We start from the raw sequence: 12,040 nt of genomic DNA, 5'->3' as shown, positions 1-12,040 counted from the left end.
CACCCGCCGCCCGGTGCAGCTGCACGCCACCGCCGGCGCCTACCCGGGCCTGTCCGGCACCTCCACGGCCGCCGTGCCCCTGTCCGGCCCCGAGCAGCCGGTGGCCAACCCGCCCGGCGGCTCCCCCGCCTCGATCTCGGCCGTCCCCGGCTTCGGCGGCCTGACCGGCTCCGGCAACCTGAGCGTGTCGATGGACATGGCGGGCCAGAGCGCGGTCTTCGAGTCCGCGCCCCTGGCCGCCCCGCTCCAGGTCACCGGGAGCTCCACCGTCCGGGTCCGGGTCGGGATCGTCTCCGGCGGCGACGCCGGGAAGACCGGCGATACCGGCGAGACCGGGAACGCGGAGAGGGCTGAGGGCACGGAGGAGGCCGAGGAGGCCGGCGCCGGGCGGGACGTGACGCTGTTCGCCAAGCTGTACGACGTGAACGGCGGCGCCTCCGCGCCGATCCTGCCCGAAGGGCTCGTCGCCCCGGTGCGGATCACCGTCCCCGGGGGCGGCTCCGGGAACGACACGGCCGAGGCCACGGTCGCCCTGCCCGCCGTCGACCACCGCTTCGAGGCCGGGCACCGGCTCCGCGTCGCCCTCACCACGACCGACCTCGGCTACAGCACCCCCGCGGCCCCGGCCGTCTACACCGTCGCCCTGGCCTCCCCTGAGCTGACCGTGCCCGTGCACGCCGCGCTGCGCACCCCGGCCACCGGCCCCGCCTGGTGGACCTGGGCCCTGCCGCTGGCCGCGCTGGCCGCCGCGGCGGCGCTGATCCTCACCGGCCGCCGCCGCCCCGCCCGCGAGCACGTCCCCGATCTGGACGCGGTGCCGCTGCGGATCGAGGGGCTGACCAAGGCCTACCGCAACGGCGAGCCGGCGGTGGACGACCTGTCGTTCACCGTCGAGCAGGGCCAGGTGCTCGGGCTGCTCGGCCCCAACGGCGCGGGCAAGACCACCACGATGCGCATGATGATGGGCCTGATCCACCCCGACGCGGGCGAGATCAGGATCTTCGGCCACCGGGTCGTGCCCGGTGCGCCGGTCCTGTCCCGGCTGGGCTCGTTCGTCGAGGGCGCCGGATTCCTGCCGCACCTGTCGGGCCGGGCGAACCTGGAGCTCTACTGGAAGGCGACCGGCCGCCCCACCGCCGACGCCCACCTTCAGGAGGCCCTGGAGATCGCCGGGCTCGGCTCCGCCCTGGAGCGCGCCGTGCGGACCTACTCCCAGGGCATGCGCCAGCGCCTGGCCATCGCCCAGGCCATGCTCGGCCTGCCCGACCTGCTCGTGCTCGACGAGCCCACCAACGGCCTGGACCCGCCCCAGATCCGCGAGATGCGCGAGGTCCTGATCCGCTACGCGGCGCGGGGCCGTACCGTCATCGTCTCCAGCCACCTGCTCGCCGAGGTGGAGCAGACGTGCAGCCACGTGGTGGTCATGCACCGCGGCCGGCTCGTCACGGCCGGCCCGGTGAGCGACCTGCTGAGCGACCGCGTGCCGGCCGGCGGGCCCGGCGGGTCGGGCACCCGCCTGGAGGACGTGTTCCTGGACCTGATCGGGGAGAAGTCATGAAGGACGCGGGCGGCGCCGGCACGGCGCTCACCGCCGGGAGCACCGGCGCGGGCACAGGTGCGGGCACAGGTGCGGGCACAGGTGCGGAGAGCGGCGCGCGGGGCGTGAACGACGACGGTTCGGCGCGGGGCTACGCGCCGGGGCGCACGCTGCCGCTGGCGGTGGAGATCGTCCGCCAGTTCAGGCGGCGCCGGACGATGGTGATGTTCGGGTTGCTGCTGGCGCTGCCCTGGGTGCTGGTGATCGCGTTCAAGATCGGCGTCAGGTCGGGCGGTCCCGGGGGGTCGTCCCTGCGCATCTCCGACCTGGCGACCGAGGGCGGCCTGAACTTCGCCGCGTTCTCCCTCTCGGTGTCGGCGGGCTTCCTGCTGGCCGTGGCGGTGGCGGTGTTCTGCGGCGACACGGTGGCCAGCGAGGCGGGCTGGTCCTCGCTGCGCTACCTGCTGGCCGCCCCGATCCCCCGGGACCGGCTGCTGCGCCAGAAGCTGATCGTCGCGCTGGGCTACTCGGCGGCGGCGGTGGTCTGCCTGCCGGTGATGGCGCTGCTCGCCGGGACGCTGGCCTTCGGCTGGAACGACGTCCGGGTGCCCGGCACGGGCGAGACGATCGCCGCGCTGGACGTGCTGCCGAGGTTCGGGGTCGTGGTCGGCTACGTGCTGGTCAGCCAGCTGGTCGTGGCGGCGCTGGCCTTCCTGCTCTCGGTCGGCACCGACTCTCCGCTGGGCGCGGTCGGCGGCGCGGTCGGCCTGGTGATCGTGAGCACCATCCTGCAGGCGGTGGACGCGCTCGGCTCGCTCCGGGAGTTCCTCCCGACGTTCTGGAACACCGCCTGGCTGGACGCCCTGGCGCCGGAGCCCGACTTCGGCGGCATGGTCAAGGGCGTGGCCGTGTCGGTGACCTACGCGGTCGTGCTGACCGCCTTCGCCTTCCGCCGCTTCCGGCGCAGGGACATCGTCGCCTGACGCGCTCCCCGGGCCGAAGTCTGTGCCGCGTCATGCGGCGCTCCGGCGGCTGCGCGGGGCTCCGGGCCCGGGGTCCCCGAACCCTCGACCCCACTGGCGGGACGCGCTCACCAGTGCGGCGGGCGATCCTCCAGCAGCCGGTCGTCGTTGCCGCCGGACTCACGCCACTCGCCCCACCCCAGATCGGTGTCGTCGGAGGTCTGGTCGGGCAGGATGGCCGGGCCGTCCTCCGAGAGGTCGACCGGGCGCAGATCGTCTGGATGATGCTCTGTCACGGGCCCATGCTATCCAGAGCGCCGCGGCGGGCGATTTCTCCGGTAGCAAAGCGTCTCTGGTTTCCTGAGTTTGCCCGAGTAAATCAGGCGTTCCGGGCCTGGCGTGGCCGGTCCTCACCCGCTCCGAAGTCGCCAAGGGCGAGGACGGGGCTGGCGCGGACGCGGTGGAAGCCGGTCCGATCGTGCCGGGGGTTCAGGAGACCGCATGCAGGACCTGAGGCCGTCCCCGGACGGGGGCGGCTCTGGGGTTCCTGCCCCGCCGGACACTGGCCACCGGAAGGTGGGGCGGGGACCGCGCGCCGGTCGGGCACGCGGCGGGAAGTCTTGCGGACAGCGGCGGGTGGGCGTTTCGGGGTCGGCCCGCTCTTGGCCCGACCTGCCACCCACTCGTCTGCTCGGGTGGCCGGGGCGTCGGGGGCGGCCAGCCGTCCAGCAGGGCGGCGTAGGCATTAAGGCGGGCCGCGACGCGCTCACGGACCTGGCGCAGCCGGTGCAGCTTGGCCGAGATCGCGGTGGCGTCGTAGCGCAGCATCCGCCCATCGGAAACGGTACGGGTACCGGTGGGGGTGGTGGCGAGGTGGGCCAGCGCGCCGGCCAGCAGCGTGTTGACCCCCCAGTCCAACCCCAGCCCGACGGTGTGCCCGGCCGGAGATGTCTTCGGGACGAGGGCGCGGTGCGGCAGGTCCAGGCACACCCGGTGGGCGGCCAGGCGCAGCGTCGGCGCGCACAGCACCGCCTCCGCCGCGACGGTGGGCGGCAGGGTGAACGCCATCGCGTGCCAGGCCCAGTCCTTGCGGCCGGCCGGGGCGGCGGTCAGCGGGAGTTGCACCCGCAGCAGCGCGGCCTGCTCACTGACACGGTCCACCACCACCCCGTCCGGGCGGCCGCGGCCCAGCCCAGGCGGCGCAGCGCCATCCACCCTTTGGACGGCAGCGTGCGCCCGTCGGCGCTCCGGCCGGAGGCCAGCCGGTCCAGATCCTCTCCGTTCCAGTGCGCGGTCACCACGCAGGCGGCCATGGACTGGATCAGCGCGGTGAGATGGCCGACCCGGCGGGCCAGCTCCCGCTGCCCGACCGGCTCGCCGCAGGCTTCGGCGACCGCGCGCAGGCCGGTGCACGGCGCGGTCGCGGTCAACACCCGCAGCTCAGCCATCAGCCTCCCCCGCCCGGCCCATTGCCCGTCCGGCGGCGCGCGGCCCGCGAGAGCACGCCACGGCGCGGTACGGGGCGGTCATGTAGAGGGGCATGCACCGATCATAGTGATAACGCGGCCACGTTCAGTGAAAATACCCAATAGTTCGCACCCTTCCACCGTGGTTTCCGCGCAAAGGACAGCCAACGACCCAGGCGGTACGATGCCAGGGCAGGTGTCAGCTACCCCCCGTGAGGCGGCCATGGCAACGCCAACAGCTGGATGGCGGCGAGACGGCAATCTCCCGAACGAGCTCACCAACTTCGTCGGGCGCACCCGGTTGCTGGCGACCCTCAGGCAGCGGCTCCAGGAGCCCGAGACGCGGCTGGTCACCCTGACCGGCATCGGCGGCGTCGGCAAGTCCCGCACCGCGCTGCGCATCGCGCACATGGTGCGCAACCAGTTCTCCGACGGCGTGTGGTTCGCCGACCTGGCCAGGCTGCAGGACGCGGGCATGGTCCGGCACACGATCACCTCGGCGCTGGGCATCGCCGACCAGTCGTCCCGCTCCGCCGACGAGACGCTCTCCGAGTGGGTGGGCGACCGCGAGATCCTGCTGATCATCGACACCTGCGAGCACCTCGTCGACGCCTGCGCCAAGCTCTTCGAGGACCTGCTGAAGACCTCGCCGCGGCTGCGGATCCTGGCCACCAGCCGCCAGTCGCTGAACGCGCAGGGCGAGTACACCCTCTCCGTCCCGCCCCTGGCGGTCCCCGGCGACATCCCGGGGGAGAACGCCTTCACCAACGAGTCCGTCCAGCTGTTCTCCGCGCGGGCGAGCGCGGTCGTGCCCTCCTTCGAGCTCGACGAGCGCAGCATCGAGCCGGTCTCCGAGCTCTGCCGCCGCCTGGACGGCATCCCCCTGGCGATCGAACTGGCCGCGGTCCGCCTGCGGGCGCTGTCAGTGGAGCAGATCCTCGCGCTGCTGGCCGACCGGTTCAGCCTGCTGGCCGGCGCCAGCCGTACGGCGCTGCCCCGGCACCAGACGCTGCGCGCCGCGATCGGGTGGAGCCACGAGCTGTGCGAGCCCGCCGAGCGGCTGCTCTGGGCGCGGCTGTCGGTCTTCGCCGGGGACTTCGAGCTGGAGGCCGCCCGCTACGTCTGCGCCGGGGACAGCCTGCCCGGGGAGGACATCACCGACCTCGTCTCCAGCCTCGTGGAGAAGTCCATCCTGCTGAGCGAGGGCACCCCCTCCGGGCACCGCTACCGGCTGATCGACACCCTGCGCAGCTACGGCGAGGAGTGGCTGGACAAGCTGGGCGAGAAGCAGCGGATCCAGGAGCGGCACCGGGACTACTACCTGCAGCTCGCCATGCGCGGCGAGGAGGCGTGGTCGGGGGCCCGGCAGGTCTACTGGTTCGTCCGGATGCGGCACGAGCACGACAACATCCGGGTGGCGCTCGACTACTGCCTGCGCACGCCGGGTGAGGCGGAGGCCGGTCTGCGGCTGCTGTCGTCGCTCTGGTTCATGTGGGTGGCCTGCGGGCTGGCCCGTGAGGGCAGGCTCTACCTGGAGAAGGCCCTGGAGCTGGTCACGCAGCCGAGCTCCGTGCGCTGCAAGGCCCTGTGGGTGCTCTCCTACGTCCACAGCGGCCAGGGCAACACCACGGGCGCCGTCGAGGCCGCCGAGCGGTGCAGCTCGGACGCGGTCCGGGTCGGCGACTCGGGCGCGGTCATCCTGGCGACCAAGATGCTCGGCACCGCGGCCGTGCTCCAGAACGACCTGCAGAAGGCCAGCGCCCTGCTCGGGGTGGCGATCGAGTTCCACAAGACGGGGCGGGAGCTCAACCCCGGCCTGCTCCCCTCGATCGTCGAGCTGTCGCTGGTGCTGACGATGCAGAACGAGCCGGCGGAGGCCGAGGTCCTCCTGCAGGACTGCATCGCGGTGTGCACCCAGCGCGGCGAGCTCTGGCTGCGCTCCTATGCGATGTACGCCATGGCGATGGCCCAGCAGGCGATGGGCCGCTCCGCCGAGGCGCTGCGCAACGCCCGTGAGTCGCTCCGCCTCAAGCGCTACTTCCACGACGTGCTCGGCATCGGCCTGGTGATCGAGGTCGTCGCCCGGCTGGTCCTCGACCAAGGGCAGGCCGACCTGGCGGCCCGGCTGCTCGGCGCGGGCCAGCAGAACTGGCGCTCCTTCGGCATGCCCCAGATGAACTCGCCCTTCTTCAACGCCGAGCACGACCGGTGCATCAAGGAGTGCCGCAAGCTCCTCGGGGACCAGGCCCACGAGGCGGCGTTCGCCGCGGGCAAGCGGCTCACCCTCGAGGAGTTGATCGAGCTCGCGATCGGCGAGTCCGGCGAGGACTCCGGCCCCGTCCCGGACCTGTGACCCGGGTCCCGCGCCGGGACCGTCCGGCCGGCGGGCGCGGAAGAGCGGCTCGAAGGGCGGTTCAGTCCGGCGCCGGCCAGTTCGTCCCCTCCGGCCAGGCCTGGACGTAGCGGGCGCTGCCGAGGGAGAAGTCGATGTGCCCGCGGACCCAGTGCTCCAGTCCCCGCACGTACCTGAGCACGGGCTGCGACGCCCACCGCCGCACGGACGAGCGGGTCTCGACGAAGCTCTCCACGGCGGCGCCGTGCATCGCGGCCACCTCGTCCAGCGCCTTCTGGAGCGATCCCGTCCGGTGGAAGCGCAGGACGGTGACCAGGTTGTGCCGGGCCGCGTCCCGCCCGCGCTCCTTGGCGTAGGAGAGCAGGTCGTTGTCCCAGCCGATGAGGTCGCACGCGAGGTCACTGAGCGTACGGATATCCGGATGGGACCATTCCTCGGATTCGAGACGGTACCCGCCGGCGACGTCGATCAGCGCGAAGCAGGTGTAGGTCGCGCCGGTGATGCGGCGCATCAGGACGTAGTCCTCGGGGGTGGGGATCAGGTCCGCCTCGCGGTTGCCGCCTCCCACACCTGGGCGAACAGGTACTCGCGGACGGTGGTCCGCCAGCGTTCCAGCTGCGCCGGGGTGCCGGCTTCGGCGATCCTGCGCTGCAGCTCCAGCAGGGCGGCACCGAAGGGGTCGCCGGCCGCGGGTTCGCGCCGCTCGTCCAGGACCTCCAGGAGCGGGGGGAGCGCCCGCACGAGCGCGGCCGCCCGGTGGCCCATCGTCTCCGACTCGCAGAAGGCGTCGTCGAAGGCGAACAGCCAGTTGTACCAGTCGTTGATCAGGCGGAGGCTGTCACGCGGCACCAGCGGGTTGGTGCGGGCGGCCAGCCGGCCGATCCGGGACCGCCGGAAGTGCTCCAGCACGTCCTCCCCCTCGAGCATGCGTGAGGCGGCGAGCCAGGCGTGGCTCTCCTCGTCCACCTCTTCGACGCAGGGGTTGATCTCACTGGGGAAGGGACACGGCAGTGGCGGAACCCGGAGGGATTGCTGATCGGATCGATGCGCAGATGTGGTTCCCACCTTCCCCAGCATGGCTGACATGCACAAGTTTTCCTATACGTCATTGAATGATGGGGTATTAAGTGTTGGACCTTAATGCCCCAATCATTGCAGATAGTCCTCTTCCTCAACGCTCCGTAGTCCTCCCGCCCGGCCCTGCGGCTCCCCGGCCGCGCCCGCGCCGAGCGCCGTCGCGGCCTCCGGGCCGTTCCGCACGGGCGCCGTCGCCCCCGGTAAGGTGCCAGGGATCGCCGGGTCACCGAGAGTCACGCAGACCGCGGAATGCGCCGGGCACCCCGCGGGTTCTCCTCAAGAGACGATCGACGAAAGGCTGGAAACGGTGTTCGACCCGACGGATCTCTACCGGCTCAGTGAGGACGTCCCTGAGCTGACCGATCCGGTGCTCCTCTACCACTTCGACGGGTTCGTGGACGCGGGCGGGGCCGGTCGGCTCGCCCTGGGTCACCTGCTGGCCGAGCTGGAGCATCGGGTCATCGCGACCTTCGACGTGGACCGGCTGCTCGACTACCGCTCCCGGCGCCCGATCATGACGTTCGACACCGACCGGTGGACGGGCGTCGAGGTCCCCGAGATCGCTCTGCGCCTCGCCCATGACTCGACCGGGACCCCCTTCCTGCTGCTCACCGGCCCCGAGCCGGACCGCGAGTGGGAGCTGTTCGCCGCCGCCCTCGGCGAGCTCGCCACCCGCCTGGGCGTCGGCAGGCTGGTGACCGCGCACGGCATCCCGATGGCCGTCCCGCACACCCGCCCCCTGGGCGTCACCGCCCACGCCAGCCGCCCCGAGCTCATCGCCGGCCGGACCAGCGCCTTCGGCAAGGTCCAGGTCCCCGGCAGCGTGGCGGCCCTGATCGAGTTCCGGCTCGGTGAGGCCGGTCACGACGCCCTCGGCTACGCCGTGCACGTCCCCCACTACCTCGCCCAGGCCGAATACCCCACGGCCGCGCTGGCCGCGCTGGAGGAGGTCACCCGGGGCACCGGCCTGGTGTTCCCGCTGGAGGGCCTGCGCGCCTCCGCCGAGCAGACCACCTCCGAGATCGCCGAGCAGATCGAGGCCTCGGAGGAGCTGTCCACCGCGATCGCCGGGCTGGAGCAGCAGTACGACGCGTTCGCGGCCGGCGCCGAGCGGGAGAACCTCATCGCCGAGCCCGCCGAGATGCCCACCGGGGACGAACTCGCCGCCCAGTTCGAGGCCTTCCTCGCCGAGCGCGAGGAGCGCCGCAATGACTGACCTGCGCGTCGGCCTCATCGGGTACGGCGTGGCGGGCGCGTTCTTCCACGCCCCGCTGATCGCGGCCACGCCCGGCCTGCGGCTGTCCGCGGTGGTGACGGGGAACCCGGAGCGCGCCGCCGAGGCGTCCGCCCGGTACGGCGCGCGCGTCGTCCCCGACGCCGCCGAGCTGTGGGACTCGACCGACCTGATCGTGGTCGCCTCCCCCAACCGCACCCACGTCCCGCTGACCGAGGCCGCCCTCAAGGCGGGGCTGCCGGTGGTCGTGGACAAGCCGCTGTCCGCCACCGCCCGCCAGGCCCGCGGCCTGATCGACCTGGCACGGGAGCGCGGCCGGATGCTGACGGTGTTCCAGAACCGGCGCTGGGACGGCGACTTCCTGACGATCGAGCGGCTGGCCGCCTCCGGCGAGCTCGGCACGGTGCACCGGCTGGAGTCCCGGTTCGAACGCTGGCGGCCCGTCCCGAAGGGCGGCTGGCGCGAGCTCGGCGGCGCCGAGGAGGTCGGCGGCCTCCTGTACGACCTGGGCAGCCACCTGGTCGACCAGGCGCTGCGCCTGCTCGGCCCGGTGACGTCCGTCTACGCCGAGGCCGACGTCCGCCGCGACGGGGTCGCCTCCGACGACGACACCTTCCTCGCCCTCACCCACGCGAGCGGCGCCCGCTCCCACCTGTGGGCCAGCGCGGTGGCCTCGCAGCTCGGCCCCCGCTTCCGGGTGCTGGGCTCGCGGGCAGGCTTCGTCAAGCACGGCCTCGACGTCCAGGAGGACCGGCTGCGCGCGGGCCTGACGCCCGACTCCCCCGGCTTCGTCGACGACCCCGAGGAGCGCTGGGGCATGCTGGGCACCGACGAGGCCGGCCGCCGGATCCGCACCGAGCCGGGCGACTACCTGGGCTTCTACCGGTCCGTGGTCTCCGCCCTGCGCGAGGACGCCCCGCCGCCGGTCGACCCGGAGGAGGTCGTGGCGGCCCTCACCGTGCTGGAGGCGGCCCGCCGCTCCGCCGCCGAGGGCGCGGTCGTCACGCTCTGACCGCCCGGGTCTCCCCGTCCGCGTCTCCGCCCCCACCCCCGTCCTCGCTCGAGGCGAGCAGGCGGCGGGCGAAGGCGGCGCAGGCGTCCCGGAAGCCCGCCGCGCGACGCGCCGGCCCGCGGTAGAGCGGCCCCGGCCGTCCGGGAGCCGTTCCTAGTCGCGCAGGCGGGACCGCAGGGCCCGGGTGTCGTCGTCGGTCCATCCCTCGGAGGCGAGCCACTCCATGGGGCCGCCGAAGCGGTCGTCCAGCACGCCGAGGAACTGCTCGATGTACTGCTCCCGGGGCCGGTGGTCGTCGACCGGGCGGGAGTCGAGGTCGTCGCGGTAGGTGCTGCTGGCGCGCAGGCGGTCCATGATGGCCTCGATGCGGTCGCCGGTGGCGGTGTAGTCGGCGACGATGGCCTCGCGGGTGACCCCGGCGACCTCCAGAGCCAGGGCGCAGACGACGCCCGTGCGGTCCTTGCCGGCGGCGCAGTGGACGATCGCGGCGCCGTCGTCGTGGGCCATGGCGCGCAGGGCGGCCAGCACCGAGTCGGGACGCTCGCGCAGGTAGCCGTAGTAGAAGCCGGTCACCCGCAGCTCGGCCAGCTTCTCCTCCTCCACCCGCTCCTGCCAGGGCAGCACGCGGTCGACGTCGACGGTGTCGGCCTCGGCGTCGGTGTGCCTGCCGCCCTCGGCGAAGAGCGTGAGGTGGTGGATGCTCACCTCGGGGACGCGGGTGAGCGGGCCCGGGCCCTCCATGAACACCTCCGGGCCGGAGCGCAGGTCGATGACGTGGCGGAGCTTCAGCTCGGCGACGAGCCGCTCGACGTCGCGCCCGGTCAGTCCCTGCAGGTTGTCCGACCGGTAGATCCGGCCGAAGCGCGTGGTCCCGCCGTCCGCGGTGGCGAGGCCGCCGAGGTCGCGTACGTTGACGGCACCTTCAAGATCGATCCATCGCGTGAAGTCGTTCATCACGGCGAGTCTATACATGGGCATATGGCCGTCCGGTGAACGCCGAGGGCGGATGGCGGTAATCATCGGGAACCCGCACGAGCCGGCGGAGGCGGGCGGCCGGTCCCGGCTCCGGGGACATACCTACCGGTCGGTATACTGACATTCCATGAAGCGAACTGTTTACGGTCCCGACCACGACGCGTTCCGCGAGTCGGTCCGGGAGTTCATCGCCCGCTCGGTCACGCCGCGCGCCGAGGAGTTCATCGAGAACCGGCTGATCGACCGCGAGGTCTGGCTGGAGGCCGGGCGGCAGGGCTTCCTGGGCCTCGAGGTCCCGGAGGAGTACGGCGGGAGCGCGGCCGGGGACTACCGCTTCAACGCCGTGCTGGGCGAGGAGCTGTCCGCGGCCGGTGCGGCCTTGTCCTCCAGCTTCGGCATCCACTACGACGTGGTCGCGCCGTACCTGGTGGAGCTGACCACCGAGGAGCAGAAGAAGCGCTGGCTGCCGCGCTTCTGCTCCGGCGAGATGATCACCGCGATCGGCATGAGCGAGCCGAGCGGCGGCTCCGACCTGGCCGCGCTGCGCACCACCGCGGTCCGCGACGGCTCCGACTGGATCCTCAACGGGTCCAAGACCTTCATCACCAACGGCTACTGCGCGGACCTGGTCGTGGTGGCCGCCCGCACCAGCCCGGAGAAGAAGGCCAGGGGCATCACCCTGTTCGCGGTCGAGACGGGATGGAGGGCTTCACCCGGGGCCGCAAGCTCGACAAGGTGGGCCAGCCGGAGGCCGACACCGCCGAGCTGTTCTTCGAGAACGTGCGCGTCCCCGCCGAGAACGTGATCGGCGAGGTCGATCGCGGCTTCATCGCGATGATGGAGCGGCTCCCGCAGGAGCGCCTCGGCTCGGCGGTGGCGAACCTCGCGCACGCGGCGGCGGTGCTCGCCGAGACCCTGGCCTACGTCAAGGAGCGCAAGGCGTTCGGCCAGGCCATCGGATCCTTCCAGCACAACAAGTTCGTCCTGGCCGACCTGGTCACCAAGGTCGAGGTCTCCCAGTCCTTCGTGGACCGGTGCGTCGCGGCCCACACCGAGGGGGAGCTGGGCGCGGTCGACGCCGCCAAGGCCAAGATGTGGACCTCCGAGGTGCAGGGCGAGGTCCTGGACGCCTGCGTGCAGCTGTACGGCGGATACGGCTACATGAAGGAGTACCGTGTCGCCCGCGCCTGGATGGACGCCCGGGTGACCCGCATCTGGGCTGGCTCCAACGAGATCATGCGCGAGATCATCGGCCGGGACCTGGGCCTTTAGACCCCGGCGGTCCCGTCGGTCCGCACCGCCCTCCCCGGCCTCCGGACGTCCGCCGGTCCAGGTCCCGGCCCCGCACCGGGACCGGGACCGGGACCAAGACTGGGAGACGCCCCCGCACCGGGGCCGGGAGACGCGGACACTACGGTGTCCAC

Annotated in this window: 9 protein-coding genes and 2 pseudogenes; 6 read left to right on the top strand and 5 right to left on the bottom strand. The window is 72.8% G+C overall.

Annotated elements, in window-relative coordinates; translation table 11 throughout:
* Together ACWJ6R_RS06580 and ACWJ6R_RS06575 are read left to right on the top strand one after the other, a co-directional pair.
* Window positions 1–1,558: ATP-binding cassette domain-containing protein (locus ACWJ6R_RS06580; RefSeq protein WP_449061329.1), on the top strand; the 1,558-nt coding region annotated here is incomplete at its 5' end.
* A complete protein-coding gene (locus ACWJ6R_RS06575; protein ID WP_449061328.1) occupies window positions 1,555–2,520 on the top strand; it encodes an ABC transporter permease in 966 nt (321 codons plus the stop codon). The genes ACWJ6R_RS06580 and ACWJ6R_RS06575, both read left to right, overlap by 4 nt.
* 107 nt (window positions 2,521–2,627) lie before the next feature.
* Here the strand turns inward: ACWJ6R_RS06575 and ACWJ6R_RS06570 are convergent, their stop codons facing one another.
* From ACWJ6R_RS06570 to ACWJ6R_RS06560, 3 genes are all read right to left on the bottom strand, one after another.
* A complete protein-coding gene (locus tag ACWJ6R_RS06570) occupies window positions 2,628–2,795 on the bottom strand; it encodes a hypothetical protein (protein WP_191894732.1) in 168 nt (55 codons plus the stop codon).
* Window positions 2,796–2,988: 193 nt separating this feature from the next.
* The gene (locus tag ACWJ6R_RS06565) at window positions 2,989–3,660 is read right to left on the bottom strand and encodes a hypothetical protein (RefSeq protein WP_449061327.1); all 672 of its coding nucleotides are present in this window, start codon (window positions 3,658–3,660) and stop codon (window positions 2,989–2,991) included.
* Complete coding sequence (locus tag ACWJ6R_RS06560; RefSeq protein ID WP_449061326.1) at window positions 3,609–3,947, bottom strand: hypothetical protein; 339 nt, start codon at window positions 3,945–3,947, stop codon at window positions 3,609–3,611. The genes ACWJ6R_RS06565 and ACWJ6R_RS06560 overlap by 52 nt, the downstream gene beginning before the upstream one ends.
* Window positions 3,948–4,161: 214 nt before the next feature.
* Between ACWJ6R_RS06560 and ACWJ6R_RS06555 the strand changes: the two genes are divergently transcribed.
* Entirely contained in the window at window positions 4,162–6,318 is a 2,157-nt protein-coding gene (locus ACWJ6R_RS06555) for an ATP-binding protein (protein ID WP_449061325.1), read from the top strand.
* 61 nt (window positions 6,319–6,379) lie between these two features.
* Here the strand turns inward: ACWJ6R_RS06555 and ACWJ6R_RS06550 are convergent.
* Window positions 6,380–7,083: pseudogene (locus ACWJ6R_RS06550) on the bottom strand (terpene synthase family protein).
* A gap of 619 nt (window positions 7,084–7,702) precedes the next feature.
* Here ACWJ6R_RS06550 and ACWJ6R_RS06545 point away from each other — a divergent pair.
* Entirely contained in the window at window positions 7,703–8,611 is a 909-nt protein-coding gene (locus ACWJ6R_RS06545; RefSeq protein WP_449061324.1) for a proteasome assembly chaperone family protein, read from the top strand.
* On the top strand, window positions 8,604–9,641 hold the full coding sequence (locus ACWJ6R_RS06540) for a Gfo/Idh/MocA family oxidoreductase (RefSeq protein ID WP_449061323.1): 1,038 nt from the start codon (window positions 8,604–8,606) through the stop codon (window positions 9,639–9,641). Before ACWJ6R_RS06545 ends, ACWJ6R_RS06540 begins: the two co-directional genes overlap by 8 nt.
* Window positions 9,642–9,794: 153 nt before the next feature.
* On the opposite strand, the gene ACWJ6R_RS06535 is transcribed toward ACWJ6R_RS06540, so the two are convergent.
* Window positions 9,795–10,595 (bottom strand): tyrosine-protein phosphatase, encoded by an 801-nt coding sequence (locus ACWJ6R_RS06535; RefSeq protein ID WP_449061322.1) that lies wholly within the window; start codon window positions 10,593–10,595, stop codon window positions 9,795–9,797.
* Window positions 10,596–10,743: 148 nt separating this feature from the next.
* Between ACWJ6R_RS06535 and ACWJ6R_RS06530 the strand changes: the two are divergent.
* A pseudogene (locus ACWJ6R_RS06530) lies at window positions 10,744–11,888 on the top strand (acyl-CoA dehydrogenase family protein).
* Window positions 11,889–12,040: the final 152 nt, after the last annotated feature.

It is taken from the genome of Planomonospora algeriensis (genome assembly GCF_977012225.1).
This window is presented reverse-complemented; position numbering and strand designations above follow the sequence as displayed.

Coding starts and splice junctions, on each gene's coding strand:
- ACWJ6R_RS06560 (WP_449061326.1), bottom strand. CDS start 3,947: ATGGCTGAGCTGCGGGTGTTGACCGCGACCGCGCCGTGCACCGGCCTG.
- ACWJ6R_RS06540 (WP_449061323.1), top strand. CDS start 8,604: ATGACTGACCTGCGCGTCGGCCTCATCGGGTACGGCGTGGCGGGCGCG.
- ACWJ6R_RS06575 (WP_449061328.1), top strand. CDS start 1,555: ATGAAGGACGCGGGCGGCGCCGGCACGGCGCTCACCGCCGGGAGCACC.
- ACWJ6R_RS06535 (WP_449061322.1), bottom strand. CDS start 10,595: ATGAACGACTTCACGCGATGGATCGATCTTGAAGGTGCCGTCAACGTA.